Source organism: Methylothermaceae bacteria B42 (genome assembly GCA_001566965.1).
Lineage (GTDB): Bacteria > Pseudomonadota > Gammaproteobacteria > Methylococcales > Methylothermaceae > Methylohalobius.
The window spans coordinates 539556-557258 of sequence record LSNW01000032.1 but is presented as its reverse complement, the minus strand read 5'-3'; the positions used below and the strand labels follow the sequence as shown (position 1 = coordinate 557258).

The 17703-nt window shown below is 50.5% G+C and carries 13 protein-coding genes; 8 read left to right on the top strand and 5 right to left on the bottom strand.

What is annotated here, in order from left to right; all coding sequences use genetic code 11:
* Positions 1-59: 59 nt before the first annotated feature.
* Entirely contained in the window at positions 60-1502 is a 1443-nt protein-coding gene (gene gltD, locus AXA67_13720) for a glutamate synthase (protein ID KXJ40090.1), read from the bottom strand.
* A 39-nt stretch (positions 1503-1541) separates the two neighbouring features.
* Positions 1542-6176: a glutamate synthase subunit alpha gene (locus AXA67_13715; GenBank protein KXJ40089.1), complete on the bottom strand. Its 4635-nt coding sequence runs from the start codon at positions 6174-6176 to the stop codon at positions 1542-1544.
* Between the two features lie 134 nt (positions 6177-6310).
* Here AXA67_13715 and AXA67_13710 point away from each other — a divergent pair, with 134 nt between their 5' ends.
* The 4 genes from AXA67_13710 to AXA67_13695 all read left to right on the top strand — a co-directional run bounded on the left by AXA67_13710 (position 6311) and on the right by AXA67_13695 (position 10470).
* Entirely contained in the window at positions 6311-7087 is a 777-nt protein-coding gene (locus tag AXA67_13710; protein ID KXJ40088.1) for a hypothetical protein, read from the top strand.
* A gap of 29 nt (positions 7088-7116) precedes the next feature.
* Entirely contained in the window at positions 7117-8076 is a 960-nt protein-coding gene (locus AXA67_13705) for an RNA polymerase sigma factor RpoS (protein ID KXJ40087.1), read from the top strand.
* A gap of 275 nt (positions 8077-8351) precedes the next feature.
* On the top strand, positions 8352-10001 hold the full coding sequence (locus AXA67_13700; GenBank protein ID KXJ40086.1) for a sulfite reductase: 1650 nt from the start codon (positions 8352-8354) through the stop codon (positions 9999-10001).
* Positions 9988-10470, top strand: a complete 483-nt coding sequence (locus AXA67_13695) for an oxidoreductase (protein ID KXJ40085.1) — start codon at positions 9988-9990, stop codon at positions 10468-10470. Before AXA67_13700 ends, AXA67_13695 begins: the two co-directional genes overlap by 14 nt.
* A gap of 93 nt (positions 10471-10563) precedes the next feature.
* Here AXA67_13695 and AXA67_13690 read toward each other — a convergent pair whose 3' ends face one another.
* The 3 genes from AXA67_13690 to AXA67_13680 form a co-directional block, all read right to left on the bottom strand.
* On the bottom strand, positions 10564-11889 hold the full coding sequence (locus AXA67_13690) for a peptidase S41 (protein KXJ40084.1): 1326 nt from the start codon (positions 11887-11889) through the stop codon (positions 10564-10566).
* Positions 11890-12155: 266 nt separating this feature from the next.
* Positions 12156-13277: a hypothetical protein gene (locus AXA67_13685; GenBank protein ID KXJ40083.1), complete on the bottom strand. Its 1122-nt coding sequence runs from the start codon at positions 13275-13277 to the stop codon at positions 12156-12158.
* A 66-nt stretch (positions 13278-13343) separates the two neighbouring features.
* Positions 13344-14900, bottom strand: a complete 1557-nt coding sequence (locus AXA67_13680; protein KXJ40082.1) for a 2,3-bisphosphoglycerate-independent phosphoglycerate mutase — start codon at positions 14898-14900, stop codon at positions 13344-13346.
* A 382-nt stretch (positions 14901-15282) separates the two neighbouring features.
* Here AXA67_13680 and AXA67_13675 point away from each other — a divergent pair, with 382 nt between their 5' ends.
* The 4 genes from AXA67_13675 to AXA67_13660 are packed head-to-tail and all read left to right on the top strand — an operon-like array spanning position 15283 to position 17548.
* Complete coding sequence (locus AXA67_13675; GenBank protein ID KXJ40081.1) at positions 15283-15588, top strand: ArsR family transcriptional regulator; 306 nt, start codon at positions 15283-15285, stop codon at positions 15586-15588.
* A gap of 31 nt (positions 15589-15619) precedes the next feature.
* Positions 15620-16063, top strand: coding sequence for a sulfurtransferase (locus AXA67_13670; protein KXJ40080.1), 444 nt, complete (start codon positions 15620-15622; stop codon positions 16061-16063).
* Between the two features lie 3 nt (positions 16064-16066).
* The gene (locus AXA67_13665) at positions 16067-16528 is read left to right on the top strand and encodes a preprotein translocase subunit SecB (protein ID KXJ40079.1); all 462 of its coding nucleotides are present in this window, start codon (positions 16067-16069) and stop codon (positions 16526-16528) included.
* Between the two features lie 15 nt (positions 16529-16543).
* A complete protein-coding gene (locus AXA67_13660; GenBank protein KXJ40078.1) occupies positions 16544-17548 on the top strand; it encodes a glycerol-3-phosphate dehydrogenase in 1005 nt (334 codons plus the stop codon).
* Positions 17549-17703: the final 155 nt, after the last annotated feature.

The following is a 17703-nucleotide window of genomic DNA, read 5'->3' as shown; positions in this document are numbered from 1 at the left end:
ATCGCTGATATTGAACTAGGCAATTACTGGACGCACCCGCAAAGATGAAATGGTTTCGTTCAGGCGGGCAGTTCTGAATAACCCATTAAATATTCGTCTACCGCGCGGGCGGCTTGGCGTCCTTCCCGGATTGCCCAGACGACCAATGACTGGCCTCTTCTCATATCGCCTGCGGCAAAGACTTTATCAATGGAGGTGCGATAGCTTTTGGTATCGGTTTTAACGTTGCCCCGGGGATCAAGTTCCACGCCCAGTTCCTTGAGCATCCCTTCCTGTACTGGGTGGACAAATCCCATGGCAAGGAGGACCAGGTCGGCATCCAGCTCAAATTCACTGCCTTCCATTTCCTTCATTTGCCAGCGACCGTTTTCATCTTGTGACCATTCCACTTGAATACCGTGAAGTTTGGTGACATGGCCGTCTTTGCCTTCGAAAGACTTGGTATTGACGCTCCACATGCGCTCGCAGCCTTCTTCATGAGAGGTGGAGGTGCGCAATTTTTGTGGCCAATAGGGCCAAGTCAATAGCTTGTCTTCCTTGTCTGGTGGTTTGGGGAGGAGTTCCAATTGCACAACCGACAACGCGCCTTGGCGAATAGAGGTTCCAACGCAATCGGATCCTGTGTCTCCGCCGCCAATGACAACAACCCTTTTGCCTGTTGCGGTGATGCTTTTTTCAGGTGGAATCCGATCCCCTGCAACCCGGCGATTTTGCTGAGGCAGAAATTCCATGGCGAAATGGATGCCTTTTAAATCTCGGCCAGGAACATTCAAGTCCCTGGGTTTCTCAGATCCACCGGCCAGTACCACAGCATCGTATTTTTCCAGTAGATCGGAAACCGGAACATCCACGCCAATGTGGGTATTTGGCCGGAAAATCACGCCTTCCGCGCGCATTTGCGCCATGCGCCGGTCAATATGGTGCTTTTCAAATTTGAAATCAGGGATGCCGTAACGCATCAGTCCGCCGATACGGTCGTTTTTTTCATAGACCACCACCCGGTGACCTGCCCGGGCCAATTGTTGTGCGCAAGCCATGCCAGAAGGCCCTGAACCTATGATTGCGACCTGTTTTCCGGTACGGGACTCAGGAATTTCTGGCTGGATCCAGCCTTCTTCCCAGGCTTTATCGACAATGCTGCACTCAATGGTTTTGATGGTGACCGGGTTGTCATCCAAATTCAAGGTACATGCCGCTTCACAGGGAGCAGGGCAGACCCGGCCGGTGAATTCTGGGAAATTATTAGTGCGGTGCAGCGCTTCTATGGCTTCTCGCCATTTATTGCGATAGACCAAGTCGTTCCAGTCAGGAATCAAATTATTGACCGGGCAGCCACTGTGGCAATAGGGGATGCCGCAATCCATACAGCGCGCGCCCTGGCTGGCGACTTCTTCCGGTGACAATGGAATGACGAATTCGCGAAAATGCTGGATACGGTCTGCCACTGGGGCATAGCCCCGATCATGACGTTGGATTTCAAGGAAACCGGTAGGTTTTCCCATGCTTGAACCTCTTTATCTCTTTATCTTGGGATTTTTCGGTTAGGCGCTCAAGCGAACACGCGCTTGTTCCTGTTCCATTTGTAGTTGTTGCAATGCACGCCGGTAATCGACAGGCATTACTTTGACGAACTTGTTCCGGTATTGAGACCAGTTTTCAAGTATCCGTCTGGCCTGCTGGCTATCGGTATAGTGCAGGTGAGTCTGAATCAGGGATTTGAGACGGTGCTCGTCATAACGAGTCATGTCGTGGGCTACCTTGACCCAGCCGTGGGTTTCCAGATCCCCCCCTTGATGCTCTAACTCTTCAATCGCCAGATCCTCTTCCAAAATGGGCTCCAATTCCACCATGGCGAGATTACAGCGCTTCTCAAAGTCACCTTCCTCGTCAAGGACGTATGCAATGCCCCCTGACATGCCGGCAGCGAAATTGCGCCCGGTTTGCCCGAGCACGACCACAACGCCACCTGTCATGTATTCACAACCGTGGTCACCCACGCCTTCTACAACGGCGATGGCACCGGAATTGCGGACCGCAAAGCGTTCGCCCGCCACGCCGCGGAAGTAACATTCACCGCTAATGGCGCCATAGAGAACCGTGTTGCCGACAATGATGTTTTCCTCTGGCACAATCGGGGTTTCCTTGGGAGGATAAATAATAATTCTGCCCCCTGATAAGCCCTTGCCAACATAATCGTTGGCTTCGCCATCTAATTCCAGCGTTACCCCTCGAGTGAGCCAAGCGCCGAAACTTTGGCCGGCAATGCCGTTGAGTTTGATATGGATAGTGTCATCGGGAAGCCCTTCATGGCCATACCGTTTGGCGACTTCACCGGACAACATGGCACCGACGGTGCGATGGATGTTGCGAACCGGCGTCTGAATTGTGACCGGTTGCTTGTTTTCCAAGGCCGGTTGGGCTTTGGCGATGAGCTTATGGTCCAAGGCCTTGTCAATTTCATGGGGCTGCTTTTCGCAATTGAAAATTTTGACCCCGGGCGCTGGTTTGGGCTTGGCCAGGATTTTAGTGTAATCCAGGCCCTTGGCTTTCCAGTGATCGATGGCATCAGCCATGTCGAGTCGATCCGATTGGCCAATCATTTCGTCAATTTTACGATAACCCAATTCGGCCATCAGTCGGCGCACTTCCTCGGCTACGAAGAAAAAATAGTTCACGACGTGCTCCGGTTTGCCGACGAATCGCTTGCGCAATTCAGGATCCTGGGTGGCCACGCCAACCGGACAGGTATTAAGGTGGCATTTGCGCATCATGATACAGCCCTCGACAATCAAAGGCGCTGTTGCGAAACCAAATTCATCGGCGCCCAACAGCGCGCCGATGACCACATCCCGACCAGTACGCAGCCCGCCATCCACTTGCACACAGATTCTGCTGCGCAGATTGTTCAGTACCAATGTCTGGTGGGTTTCCGCCAGGCCGACCTCCCAAGGCAAGCCCGCATGTTTGATGGAGGTTAATGGACTGGCGCCAGTGCCGCCATCATAACCCGCAATGGTAACGTGATCGGCGTGGGCTTTGGAAACGCCGGCGGCAATGGTGCCGACACCCACTTCAGAAACCAGCTTGACGCTGATGCGGGCGCCGGGATTGACGCATTTGAGATCGAAGATCAATTGTTTCAAGTCTTCGATAGAGTAAATATCATGATGGGGCGGAGGGGATATCAGCCCAACGCCTGGGGTGGAATGGCGCACCTTGGCAATAATTTTATCCACCTTATGGCCAGGCAACTGCCCGCCCTCACCGGGTTTTGCGCCTTGAGCAATCTTGATTTGAATGTCGTCAGCGTTCACCAGATATTCGGTGGTGACCCCAAAACGGCCCGACGCCACTTGTTTAATGGCCGAACGCATCGAATCGCCGTTAGAGAGGGGTTTGAAGCGCTCCGGCAATTCGCCGCCTTCCCCCGTGTTGGATTTACCGCCAATCCGGTTCATGGCAATCGCCAAGGTAGTATGCGCTTCCCAGGAAATGGAGCCGAACGACATGGCGCCGGTGGCGAAGCGTTTGACGATCTCCTTGGCAGGCTCGACTTCATCCAAAGGTACCGGTTCGCGGTCGAACTTGAAACGCATCAAGCCGCGCAGGGTCAAATGACGTTCGCTTTGTTCGTTGATTAGTTGGGCGAATTCTTCGTAGGTTTCCCAGTTGTTGCTGCGGGTTGCGTGTTGGAGCTTGGCAATGGTATCCGGGGTCCAAATGTGATCTTCCCCCCGCAGCCGGAAGGCGAATTCCCCGCCCACGTCAAGCGCTTCTCTGTAGTCCAGCGCTTCGCTGTAAGCGAGCCGGTGACGCTTAAGGGTTTCCACGGCAATTTCGTCAAGCCCCGCACCTTCGGTGGTACTGACAGTACCGGCGAAGTATTGGTCCAGGAAGCTTTGGTTCAGCCCCAAGGCATTGAAAATCTGCGCCCCGCAATAGGACTGGTAAGTGGAGATCCCCATTTTGGACATCACTTTCAGGATGCCCTTGTCAACCGCTTTGATATAGCGTTTGTGGGCTTCCTCTTCGCTTAATGGCTCGGGAAGTTTGTTGCAAAGATGGGAGAGGGCATCAAAGGCCAGATAGGGATTGATGGCCTCCGCACCGTAGCCGGCAAGGGTGCAGAAATGGTGAACTTCCCGTGCTTCCCCGGTTTCAATGACCAGGCCGACTTCCGTGCGCAAGCCTTTGCGGATCAAATGGTGATGAACCGCGGAGGTTGCAAGCAAGGCTGGAATGGCGGCATGCCTGGCATCCACATCCCGGTCTGAAAGGATCAAAATATTGTTACCGTCGAGAACAGCTTGTTCGGCTCTTTCGCACAAACGATCAAGCGCCTTTTTCATTCCCTCAACGCCTTCGTCAGCGAGGAAGCAGAAGCTCAAGGTGGCCGTGCGGAAAGCGCCGTGGGTTCTCGGTTCAATGTAGCGGATTTTTTCCAGATCGGTGTTCGTGAGAATGGGTTGATGCGCTTCCAGCCGCATATGGAGATCGCCCTGATTGCGGCCGAGCAAATTGGGCCTGGGGCCAATCAAGGTAACCAGCGACATGACCAGTTCTTCGCGAATCGGGTCGATAGCCGGGTTGGTTACCTGGGCAAAACCTTGTTTGAAATAGTCATAAAGCAGCCTTGAGCGCTTTGACAATACCGCCAAAGATGCGTCGTTGCCCATGGACCCCACCGGGTCCTGGCCACTGACAGACATGGGTTGCAGGAAGAATTTAATATCTTCCTGAGTGTAACCGAAGTCTTGCAGGCGATTTATCAGTGTTTCCTCGTCAGGTGCCATCGGCGCGACTTCAGGCGGCAGCGTTTCCAGTTGGATTTGGGTTTTGTCCAGCCATTCTTGGTAAGGGGCTTGTTCCGCCAGATCAGCTTTCAGTTCCGCGTCATCGATGATACGGCCTTTTTCCATATCAATCAGGAACATTTTGCCGGGCTGCAAGCGCCATTTTTTAATGATTTTCTCTTCCGGGACATGCAGTACGCCCATTTCCGAGGCCATCACCACCAAGCCGTCTTCGGTAATCAAATAGCGTGCTGGGCGCAGGCCGTTCCGATCCAAGGTCGCGCCGATTTGGCGGCCGTCGGTAAAAGCTATGGCGGCAGGGCCATCCCAGGGTTCCATCAATGCGGCATGGTATTCGTAGAATGCGCGCCTTTTTTCATCCATTAACGGATTGCCTGCCCAGGCTTCGGGGATCAGAAGCATCATGGCGTGAGCGAGAGAGTATCCGCCGGCTACCAGCAACTCCAGCGCATTGTCGAAACAGGCCGAATCCGATTGGCCTTCGGCAATCAACGGCCAGAGTTTGTTCAAATCCTCTCCGAGTAATTCCGACTTCATCGCATGACGGCGGGCAGCCATCCAGTTGATGTTGCCGCGCAAGGTGTTGATTTCCCCGTTGTGGGCGATCATCCGGAATGGTTGGGCCAGATCCCAGGACGGAAAAGTATTGGTGGAAAAACGCTGATGTACCAGAGCCATTGCCGAGACAATGCGCTCATCGTGCAGTTCAGGGTAATAATCTCCCACCTGAGCGGCCAGAAGCATGCCTTTGTAGGCTAGGGTTCTGGATGAAAAAGAGGGAATGTAGAAATTGGCGCCATCTTCAAGCTGTAATTTTCCGACTTGATTTTCAACCAGCTTGCGGATGACAAAAAGCTTGCGCTCAAAGCTATCTTGATCCGGGCAATTGCTACCGCGGCCAATAAAAATTTGACGAACCACCGGCTCCACATCTTTGACCGATTGGCCGATTCCCTGATTATCGGTGGGTACATCGCGCCAACCCAAAACGGTTTGGCCTTCCTCAATGATAGCCTCTTCTAAAATCTGTTCGCATTTTTCCCGGTTGGAAGCAGAACGGGGTAGAAAGATCATACCGACGCCATAGTGCCCAACCGCTGGAAGTTCGATGGCCGATTTTGCACATTCCTCATGCAAGAAGGTATCTGGGATTTGAATCAAAATACCGGCGCCGTCACCCGCTAATGGATCTGCACCCACAGCGCCCCGGTGGGTTAAGTTAGTGACGATTTCCAACCCGTGTTGGATAATGGAATGGCTTTTGCGCCCTTTAATGTCGGCAACGAAACCGACTCCACAGGCATCGTGCTCGTGGCTGGGATCGTACAAACCTTGTCTGCGTGGTAATCGGTTATGATTCATATTCGACCTCGTTCGGATCATCGTGTAGGGGACCTATTGGAAGCTTTTTCCTTTGAAAGAGTGATTTATTGAGTGATTTTTGGCCACTCTTCCGGCCCCGCCAATTCAAAGAAAAGCACTAAAGAATAAGAGACTTGAATTTAATTTGCAAGATCGCAGTGTTTTTTGTCCCTGCCTCTTCGGCTTTGTTTTGGCCAATTAAAAAGCAAGTGCTGAGGCGCTGGGGTGGGGTGGTTGTATTCTTTTTGTTAGTGTCAGGCTGTGGCGGCTCCTCTTTGTTCAAGCGTGTCGATACGACGCCCATTCATGGACGCCATTATCGGGTCAAAACAGGAGATACGCTTTATTCCGTCGCCCGCCGGGCAGGACTCAATTATAAAACATTGGCGCGCTGGAACCGGATTCGCTCCCCCTATACGATATACAGTGGCCAACGCCTTCATCTCCACCCGCCCGCCAAGTCGCGCAGGCCTTCTGTAAAGTCCACTAAAGCATCCCGTAGACCAAAATCCAAAAAAATTAAAAAAAATTTCAAAAAAAAGCTAAAGGTTGTTTGGCAGTGGCCGTTAAAGGGGGTGATTGTAAGGAATTTTCACCAAACAGGCGGCAAAGGGATTGATATCAAGGCGCCACCGGGGACTCCGGTTCGGGCCATTGGCAATGGAAGCGTCGTCTATAGCGGTAGCGGTTTGGTGGGATATGGAAATCTCGTCATCGTTAAGCACGATGAAATTTACTTATCGGCTTATGGCAATAATCGCCGGCTCCTGGTCAAGGAAGGCCAAAGAGTGAAGAAAGGCCAGATTATTGCGGAAGTCGGCCAGGGCAGAGGGAGGCGCAGTGTGTTGCACTTCGAGATCCGTAAGCGTGGCAAACCGGTCAATCCTTTGCATTATTTACCAAGGCGATAACTCGAGGCAGTTGAAACCACAACGGGGAAATGGGGATGTCTGAACAAGTATTTGAAATGAACACAGCAGAAGCAGAAATAACTGAAACTGATTTGGCTCAAGAATGGCAAGCGGAGGCGAGCCCGGTTGCCGAAGAAGTGCCAGTGGAGACGAGCGCTCAATTTGACGCCACCCGCATCTATTTAAATGAGCTGAGCCGTTCCCAATTATTAACCGCAGATGACGAAAAGCATTACGGCACATTGGCCCGCGAAGGCGATGAAGCAGCGCGGAAAAAAATGATTGAAAGTAATCTCCGCCTAGTAGTTAAGATCGCCCGCCGTTATCTAAACCGCGGTTTGCCTTTGTTGGATTTGATTGAAGAAGGTAATTTGGGCCTGATTCGCGCGGTAGAAAAATTCGAGCCGGCCCGGGGATTTAGATTTTCTACCTACGCCACTTGGTGGATCCGTCAAACCATTGAGCGGGCGTTGATGAACCAGACACGTACGATTCGCTTGCCGATTCATATCGTCAAGGAAATGAATGTTTACCTGAAAGCGCAACGGCAATTGGCGCAAAAGCTTGATCGGGATCCCACCGCAGAAGATATTGCTGAATTTCTGGACAAGCCGGTCAAGGATGTCGAGAAAATGCTGAAACTCAACGAGCGCACCAGCTCGGTGGATGTACCCTATGGCAAGGAATCGGATAAGCCCTTGTTGGAAATTATGACCGATGAAGCCGTCGACGGGCCGGAAGAAACCGTTCAAGAAGACGCCATGCGGGCACGGATGGACCAGTGGCTAAAACAGTTGCCAGAAAAACATCGGGAAGTGTTATTGCGCCGGTATGGCCTTTGGGGTTACGAATTGTCCACCTTGGAACAAGTTGCCCGGGAAATGCAGGTTACCCGTGAGCGTGTTCGCCAAATCCAGATGGAAGCGGTAAAAAAGATGCGAGACATGCTAGAAGCGGAAGGATTTTCCGCTGACACGATTTTCCATTGAAAGACTCCTCCAAATTAAGTCATGTGACTGGACACCCGCCTTTATGGCGGGTTTTTTTTGCCTGTAAGGGTGAAGAGGCCCGGCTACTGTGATAGTCACTCTTTTGTTTCAGTTACTTAAGATATAAAGAGGACAAATAATATTGGTACCAATGAGGCTATATTCATTTGCGTTTTAGTTATAGCGTTTTTTATTATTTTTTTTTATTAGAAGCCGGGGGATAATTATAAGGCTAAGGTAGTGAATTATGCTGCTATGGCTAAACGAGGGTGACCATGTACCAATATGATGAACGGGACCAGCTCTTAGTAGAGCAACGCGCAGAGCAGTTTAGAGATCAAGCGAAGCGCTATTTCGAAGGGCGGCTGACCGAAGAGCAGTTCTTGCCCCTGAGGCTGCAAAATGGCCTATATATTCAGCGTTATGCCCCGATGTTGCGTATCGCTGTGCCTTATGGTCATTTGTCGAGCCGGCAATTGAGGATGATTGCCCACATCGCGCGCACTTACGACAAGGGTTTTGTGCATTTCACTACCCGCCAGAATATTCAGCTTAACTGGCCAAAAGTGGAGGACGTTCCCGCCATACTTTCTGATTTAGCTAAAGTCCAGATGCATGCGATTCAAACCAGTGGCAATTGTATCCGTAATACAACTAGTGATCCATTGGCTGGCGTGTGTGCCGATGAGGTGGAAGATCCCAGACCTTATTGTGAAATTATCCGGCAATGGTCTACCTTGCATCCTGAATTTGCTTTTCTGCCGCGTAAGTTCAAGATAGCGGTCACCGGCGCTTCTCGTGATCGGGCGGCAGTGCGGGTCCATGACATTGGCTTGCGCCTGGTGAAAAACGATGTGGGTGAAGTGGGGTTCGAAGTGATTGTCGGAGGAGGGCTGGGACGTACCCCAATTATCGGCCAGGTGATCCGTCCTTTTCTCGAGAAAAAACATTTGCTTTCCTATTTGGAAGCCATTTTGCGGGTTTATAACCTTCATGGCCGTCGGGATAATAAATTCAAGGCGCGGATTAAAATCCTGGTTAAAGAAATGGGGGTGGAGGAGTTCCGTCGTCAAGTGGAAGATCACTGGCAAACTATCCAGGACAAATTGTTGCTGGAGGACTCGGTTGTCCAGTGGTATCAAAACCGCTTTGTTAGACCCGACTATGATTCATCTGCCGCGCCGGTGAAATGGCAGGAAGAACGTCAGCAAAATAAAGTTTTTTCCGCCTGGTACACCCACAATACGGTAGCACACAAGGTGAAGGGTTACCGGGTTGTGTTTCTATCCCTCAAGCCGCCAGGGGAGGCGCCGGGGGATATGTCGGCTTCACAATTGGATGCGGTTGCGGATTTGGCGGATCGTTACAGCTTTGGCGTGGTGCGGGTGACCCATACGCAGAATTTGGTGTTTTCCGACGTGCGTGAATCCGAGCTGTATGCGTTATGGCAAGCCCTCGCCGATCTCACTCTCGCAACCCCGAATATTGGCAAACTCACCGATATGATTTGCTGTCCTGGTCTGGACTATTGCGCGTTGGCCAACGCTAGCTCGATTCCTATCGCCAAGGAAATCCATGCCCGTTTTGAAGACTTGGATTATCTGTATGATTTGGGGGAAATTCGTGTCAATCTGTCTGGTTGCATGAATGGATGCGGTCATCACAGCGTTGGTCATATTGGCATTTTGGGTGTCGATAAAAAAGGTGAAGAATGGTATCAGTTGACCTTGGGCGGTTCGTCTTCTGATGACGCGTCCCTGGGAACACGACTAGGTCCAGCGTTGGCCAAGGATCAAGTGGCTACGGCGATGGAAACGATCATTCAGACCTATGTGGACTTAAGACAGGAAGATGAACCCTTTCTTGATATGGTGCGCCGGGTAGGCATTGAGCCATTTAAGGAGCGCGTGTATGCGAATCATTAAAGACCGTGCTATCGTCGAAGATGCGTGGCGTCATTTAAGCGATGAGGAAATACCACCTAACGGTAAGATTTCTGTACCGTTTGCCCGTTGGCAGGTGGAAAAGGAGGTTCTAGTCAGCAGGGACGGTGAAATTGGTGTGCGTTTGAGCGGAATAGAACCCCTGGATGAACTGAGGGACGACCTTGATCAGTTGCAGTTAATTGTCCTGGAGTTTCCGAAATTTACCGATGGCCGTTGTTTTTCTTACGCGAGATTATTGCGGGAACGTTATGGATTTAATGGTGAAATCCGCGTCAGCGGGGATTTTTTGGCAGATCAGGTTTATTACATGGCAAGGGTCGGCGTCAACGCTTTTGAGTATCAAGGCCCTGAGCCTTTGGAGCAAGTTCTTTCGCAGCTAGAATTGTTTTCTGTCCGGTATCAACCGGCTGTGGATGGTCCCGGGTTGCTGTTGAGCCGCAAAATATAATTGCGAATTAGCAGATACTGTCAGAAGATAATGAAAAGCCGTCCTTTGGGACGGCTTTTTCGTATTGGCACTTCCTTGTGCCAATTCGGGTGCTTATTTCTTCAAGCTCTGTTTGGCAATATTGATACCTTTCAGAACATTAAGCGCTTCATGTAAAGGATAGTCCTTGAGAAGCATCTCGTTTTCCTTGTCGTTCTTCTCCTGTTTGCCCGATTCTTTTTTCTCTTTTTCTGGCTTGGTGCCATTTTCTAGATGCCTTGAAAGATCAGCTTCAGTGAGGGGTTTGAATTCCTCTGCTTCGGCAATGGTTTCCAACCGTATGGTTCCCAAGGGAATATCCGGCACAATGCCCTCGGCCTGAATTGAGCGACCAGAAGGGGTGTAATAGCGGGCTGTGGTGAGCTTGATGGCCCCGCCATTGCTCAAAGGCAGAATGGTTTGCACCGATCCCTTGCCGAAGGATTTTTGCCCCATGATAATGGCGCGTTTGTGATCCTGGAGGGCGCCAGCGACAATCTCCGAGGCGGAAGCGGAACCTGTATTGATTAGTACTACCATGGGGACATCTCTGAGAATATCACCCGGGGTCGCCTCAAACTTCATTTTGGCGTCTTCAATCCGGCCATCGGTATAGACAATCAAGCCTTGGTCCAAAAACGCGTCGCTGACAGCCACGGCGGCGTTGAGCACGCCGCCTGGATTGTTGCGCAAATCCAGCACGATGCCTTTCAGATCGCCTTTTTTCCGAAGTTTTTTAATCTCTTTGAGCATCTGGCTGCCGGTGCGGGATTGAAAGCTGGTGATGCGCAGGTAACCATAGCCTTTTTCCAGCAGCTTGCTTTTAACACTCTTGATTTTGATGATATCCCGGGTGATTTTGATCTTCAGGGGTTTGTCTTCCCCTTCCCGGACGATGGTCAGGACAATATCAGTACCTGGTTTGCCGCGCATAATTTTTACCGCATCTTGCAACGACATACCTTTGACCGGTTTCTCATCCAAGCGGATGATTAAATCGCCGGGTTTGATGCCAGCTTTTTGCGCCGGGGTATCGTCAATGGGGGCGATAACTTTGACAAAGCCATTTTCCATCGTGACCTCAATTCCAAGTCCGCCAAATTGACCAGTGGTACCGATGCGCAGCTCCTTGTATTGATCGGGCGATAAATAACTGGAATGGGGGTCAAGCCCGGTTAACATGCCACGGATGGCGTTTTCAAGCAATTTTTTGTCAGTAACAGGCTCTACATAATCCTGTTGAATCCGGCCAAAAACTTCAGTAAAGGTTTTTAGCTCAACAAAGGGGATGGTCTCGGCTTTTTTAGCCTCCCGTTCCGCTAGGACACTGCCACAGGTTCCCAGCAGAATGCCCAAAAAAGCGCCTAGTGCAATTAAAAATAGATTCGTGGTCTTGCGCATCGATCTTCCTTAAATATAAATTGCCGGAAAAAAACATTGTTACTTTGTCTATAGTGAACTTTAAAAAAAGAAGTCAGACTTCCTCAGTTCCTGTTACCCATAATTTCCCAGTGCCATGGTAGGGCGTACATGTAAGATGCCGCTACGTGAAAATTCCCAGAAAATTTAAAACCAGTCCGTGTTTCCAGTTATGGGTATACGCAACAAAGTAAAAATGAAGTTTAAACTTGCTAATTATGACATCTTTTTGATAATTGTGCCTGGAATCAACTTACTCTACCCCGTTTGGTCTTGCGGCACCATCGCTCCGGGTTGATGGGTTTCCCGCTTTTGCGGATGGCAAAGTACAATCCTGGGCTGGAACGTCCGCCGCTGCGGCCTATCGTAGCGATAATTTCACCCGCTTCCACGGGATCGCCCACATTTTTCATCAAGCTTTGATTGAAAGCATAGATGGACATGAATTGATTGTCGTGTTTGAGAATTAAAAGCAGGCCATAACCCTTGAGCCAATCGGCAAATATAACGTGTCCGGGGTAGATGGCGCGCACAGGTGTGCCTTCAGGGGCTTGAATGATAACCCCTTCCCATCGGGTGCCGCTTGACCTGCGGCTGCCGAAGCGTCTAACAAGCTTGCCTTTTACCGGCCAATGGAGTTGGCCTTTCAGTTGGTGAAAAGGTTTGCCTTGATTGATGGAAGGTAAAAATGTGGACGCTTGCTGGGCTTTTTGAATCAGTTTTTCTAGATTGTGTTTATTTTTTTGAAGCTGAGCCAGTTTGTCTTTTTGGGTTTTGAGTTTGGATTTTATTAGAGATAGAAGTTTTTTCCGACTCTTTTTCAATTGCTCAAGGGCGAGCCTTTCTTGTTTGAGTTCTTCTAGCACGGATTGAAGGTGGCTCTCTTTTTGCTCCAAGCTTTTTGTCAGGGCTTGGATAGACGCCAGCTGCTGTTTGACCTGCGCAATTTCTGCCAGTCTCGCACGGTTGAAATAACGGTAATACGTCAGTGTCCGGCTTAAGGTGGCGACTTGATTTTGGTGCAGCAATAATTTGAGAGGTTCTTGCTTACCTATCGAATAGGCAGCGCGAATATTATGGGCTAATTGGGATTTAAGCCTGTCTAACGCTGCTTTTTCCCGGGCCAGTTTTTTCTCTATATCATGCTTCTTTTCTTTGAGTTGGATGGATTGGCTTTTTAGGCGGCGGATCTTTTTTGCTAGATGCCCGCTTTGTTTTTCTATTTTTGCCAGTTCATTCTCCAGTGACTGCCGTTTGGAGAAAAGCTGGGTCATTTGTTGACGCAGTGCGCGGATTTTTCCATCCAAGATGGATAAATCCTTCTTTTGGTCCGCGGCACTGGCGGCGAGGCAAAAAATAAAAGCCAGCAACCCGAGACAAGCTCGAATTGCTGGCCTGTTTAAAGATTCCCGAGGGGTCACGGTAGTATTTAATGCCTATGATTTTTTGAGAAGCAGAGACTGGCCGGTCATTTCCTGGGGTTTTTCCAGCCCTAAAATATCCAGCATGGTAGGGGCAATGTCCGCCAGGCTGCCGCCTTCCGCTTTGAGTGTCCCCGATTCACCCCGATAATAAACCAGAGGGACGGGATTGAGAGTGTGGGCGGTATGGGGCTGGCCGGTTTCAGGATCCAACATTTGTTCGGCATTGCCGTGATCGGCGGTTACCAGCATTTCCCCGCCAGCGTGATCCAAGGCAACGGTGATTTTCCCCAAACACTGATCCAAGGCTTCGATGGCTTTGATGGCGGCGGCTTCATTGCCGGTGTGGCCAACCATATCGCCGTTGGCATAGTTACATATAATGACATCGAATTTCTGCTTTTCGATGGACTCTACCATGACTTCCGTCACTTCAAAAGCACTCATTTCCGGCTTTAAGTCATAGGTTCTTACCTTGGGGGAGGGAATCAAAATCCTTTCTTCTCCTGGAAAAGGGTCTTCCACCCCACCGTTAAAAAAGAAAGTGACGTGGGCATATTTTTCTGTCTCCGCCAAACGCAACTGGGTCAAGCCATTTTTGGAGAGTACTTCGCCAAGGCTGTTGGTGATTTCAATGGGCGGAAAGGCGACGGGGACATCAAAGTCCTTGTGGTACTCTGTCAGAGTGACGAACCCTCCCAGTTTGGGCACTCGTTTGCGCTTGAACCCATCGAAATCTTTTTCGATAAAGGCCCGGGTCAATTGGCGGGCGCGGTCGGCGCGGAAGTTCATGAATACCACCACATCACCGTCTTCGATCACGTGCATGACGTCGCCTGGTGGAACGATGGCGGTGGGTTGGACGAATTCATCGGTTTCGCCGCGTTCGTAAGCCATTTGCAGTCCGGTCAAAGGATCGGGGGCAGTGTATTCTGCTTCCCCTAAAACCAACAGGTTGTAAGCGGCTTCTGTTCTTTCCCACCGCTGGTCCCGGTCCATCGCGTAAAAACGCCCCGTGAGGGAAGCGATTTGTCCGTGACCCAATTGTTCCAGTTTTTCCTGGGTGCGGCGGATAGATTCACCAGCGCTTTTGGGGGGAGTGTCGCGGCCATCGAGAAACGCATGTAAATAGACTTTGTCCAGACCCCGTTTTACGGCAAGCTCTGCCATGGCCTGGATTTGTAGTTCATGGCTGTGGACGCCCCCGGGAGACAGAAGCCCCAGGATATGCAGAGCCTTGCCATTTTTCAACGCACGATCCACTGCGTCACAAAGCGTGGGGTTTTTGAAAAACGAGCCGTCTTCAATGGCCAGGTTAATGCGCACCAGCTCTTGGGGTAATAACCGGCCACAGCCCAGATGTAGGTGACCGACTTCGGAATTCCCCATCTGCCCTTCAGGCAGTCCCACGGCTAGTCCCCCGGAATGGAGCAGAGTATGGGGATATTCATTCCAGAGCTTATCCCAAACGGGTGTATTAGCCAAGGCGATGGCATTGTGTTCCCGTGTTTCACTATAGCCAAAACCGTCCAGAACAATTAGAACAAGGGGTTTGGGGCGTTTCTTATTCAACAGTAACCTCCCTGAGAAAGAGTTTAAGTAAGTTATGCCAAGGAAAGCCTGATTTATTCAGGGTTTCTCGCGGAACAAGGGCGTGCCGCCAAAATCAAGCGCTGCAAGCGATTGATTTTTTGTGCCGGGAATTCCCGGATGAATTGTTCAGCGTTCCCCTAAAGCGCCAAAAAAACCGAAGTTCTTTTGCATTATAATTTTACGCTGCCTTCATGGCGGCATATCAGACAGTATAAGAATATGGTTTTTTTACCAAAGCATGAGCATCGAAAATCGTTATAATAACGTATCTCATCATCAAATGGTGGTGGGATTAAGTGACCTCCTGGACTAATTCCGGGTGGTTGCCTTTTTGTGTAAATTATTTAGTGCCGGTAGATCTATGTCAAAAATGCTCATAGCTGACGAAGCAGATATCATCCATGCGGCAAAATGCTTGAAAGCCATGTCACATCCCTTACGATTGAAAATATTATGCACTTTGGGTGACGGCGCCGCCAGTGTACAAGAAATTGTCGACAAGGTTGGAACCACCCAGAGTAACGTCTCGCAGCATTTGGCGATATTGCGGGACAAGGGACTGTTGAGTTTTGATAAGCAAGCCAATCGTGTTTATTACCAGATCGATGATCAACGTACCATCAAGTTGATTGACATGATCCGGGAAGTTTTTTGCCGCCATCATTGAATATTGAACAATAAAAGATTAAGGAACCAGCATGGAGCGTTTTTTTGAATTTGTGGGGAATCACCTCTATTTGGTGATAGGATTTGCAGTGGTTACCGTATTATTGGTGCGTGATTTACTTGAAAGTTTGACGCGAAAATATAAACTGGTCACCCCGCTTCAAGCGGTAATGCTAATCAATCAGGAAGACGCTGTCGTTGTCGATGTCAGAGAGCCCAGCGAATGGGACAAAGGCCATATCGCCGATGCCAAGTTGATTCCCCTAGGTAAACTGGAAGAGCGCCTTGACGAGTTAGCGCCTTTTAAGCATCAACCCGTCATCGTTACCTGCCAGTCTGGAACCCGCTCTCCGGCTGCCTGCAAAACCTTGCAGAAAGCCGGTTTTGAAAAAGTCACCATGCTCAAAGGTGGCATGATGGCTTGGGAAGAAGCCAATCTGCCAATTACTAAACCCAAAAAACACAAGGGAAAATAACTTATGGCCGATCAAGTGGAAAAACAATTTGCCATTCAAAAAGTGTACGTCAAGGACGTTTCTTTTGAGACACCTAACTCCCCCCAGGTTTTTACCCAGAAGTGGGAGCCGAATGTGGAATTCAATCTGGCCAGCAATGCCCAGGAATTGGAGGAAGGTGTTTATGAAGTGGTGCTCACCGTCACCGTAACGGTCAAGCTGGAAGAGAAAACCGCCTATCTGGTGGAAGTGGCTCAGGCTGGTATTTTCGCCGCGCAAGGATTCGAAAAGGAAGAAATGGGGCCACTGCTGGGGATCTATTGTCCAAATACGCTATTTCCCTATGCCCGGGAAGTGGTTTCCGACCTGTCATTGAAAGGCGGGTTCATGCCTATGGTGCTGCCGCCGGTCAACTTCGAGGCTATCTATGCCCAAAAAATGCAGCAGCAGGCCCAGCAAGAAGGCGCCACCGGCAAGCCCAACTAAAGGGTTTTTTTCTTGATGAGTGGAACGGCGATCACCGTCCTGGGTGCCGGCTCCTGGGGAACGGCGCTGGCAAATCTTATTGCGAGTAACGGTTTTGGCGTTACTTTATGGGATATCAATGCCGATCATATTCGCACCCTTGCCGGTTCCCACCGCAATGAGCGTTATTTGCCGGGCATGCCATTATCGCATCGGATCGACTTTGAAACCGATTTGGCAACCGCTATTAACGAGAAAGAAATTCTTTTAGTTGTGGTGCCCAGTCACGGTTTTCGTGATTGTCTGCAATCTTTCAAGCCTTTTTTGGCGGAAACCACCCGAGTTGCCTGGGGCACCAAGGGACTGGATCCTGACAGCGGTCGGTTGCTCCACGAAGTCGCGGCGGAAGTGTTGGGTCCGTCCCGGCCACTGGCGGCAATTTCAGGTCCCACTTTTGCCCGGGAAGTGGCGCAAGGCCTGCCAACCGCTATCACAGTGGCTTCCCCTGATGCCCCATTTGCCCTGGATTTGGCGGAATTCTTACACAATGCGTATTTCCGGGTCTATACTTCGGACGATCTGGTGGGTGTTCAGCTTGGCGGTTCAGTCAAAAATGTGCTGGCCATTGCCGCTGGCATTTCCGACGGCATGGGTTTTGGCGCCAATGCCCGGGCCGCGCTGATTACCCGGGGGCTTGCCGAAATGATGCGCCTGGGAGAAGCCATGGGCGCCAAGGCCAGGACTTTAATGGGATTGGCAGGGGTTGGCGATCTCATCCTTACCTGCACGGATAACCAGTCCCGCAATCGCCGTTTGGGTTTGGGCCTCGGACAGGGCCGCAACCTGGACGAACTCAAAGCTGAAATAGGCCAACAGATTGAAGGCATTTTAACTGCCAAGCTTGTCTATCAGCTGGCCCAATCCAAGGGGGTGGAAATGCCCATTGTCGAACAGGTTTATCAAGTGCTGTATCAAGGATTGGCACCCCGGGAAGGGGTAAAAAATCTGCTACTTCGGGACCGCAAACCGGAAGCCTGTTAGTGCAGGATGTTAGAAGCCTGCTATACCTCTTTACTTATCACCGTGTCCCGTATGATGAATGACCGGATTTATTCCGCTTTTTCTCCGGGAATGATGTGGATTAAGCGCCTCAATTCTGGCGTCATTCCCGCGAAAGCGGGAATCTAGAGGCAAAA

Bases quoted from the DNA above. Each gene is read 5' to 3' on its own strand.
- gltD (KXJ40090.1), bottom strand. From the start codon at position 1,502: ATGGGAAAACCTACCGGTTTCCTTGAAATCCAACGTCATGATCGGGGC.
- AXA67_13715 (KXJ40089.1), bottom strand. From the start codon at position 6,176: ATGAATCATAACCGATTACCACGCAGACAAGGTTTGTACGATCCCAGC.
- AXA67_13705 (KXJ40087.1), top strand. From the start codon at position 7,117: ATGGGGATGTCTGAACAAGTATTTGAAATGAACACAGCAGAAGCAGAA.
- AXA67_13700 (KXJ40086.1), top strand. From the start codon at position 8,352: ATGTACCAATATGATGAACGGGACCAGCTCTTAGTAGAGCAACGCGCA.
- AXA67_13695 (KXJ40085.1), top strand. From the start codon at position 9,988: ATGCGAATCATTAAAGACCGTGCTATCGTCGAAGATGCGTGGCGTCAT.
- AXA67_13690 (KXJ40084.1), bottom strand. From the start codon at position 11,889: ATGCGCAAGACCACGAATCTATTTTTAATTGCACTAGGCGCTTTTTTG.
- AXA67_13675 (KXJ40081.1), top strand. From the start codon at position 15,283: ATGTCAAAAATGCTCATAGCTGACGAAGCAGATATCATCCATGCGGCA.
- AXA67_13670 (KXJ40080.1), top strand. From the start codon at position 15,620: ATGGAGCGTTTTTTTGAATTTGTGGGGAATCACCTCTATTTGGTGATA.
- AXA67_13665 (KXJ40079.1), top strand. From the start codon at position 16,067: ATGGCCGATCAAGTGGAAAAACAATTTGCCATTCAAAAAGTGTACGTC.
- AXA67_13660 (KXJ40078.1), top strand. From the start codon at position 16,544: ATGAGTGGAACGGCGATCACCGTCCTGGGTGCCGGCTCCTGGGGAACG.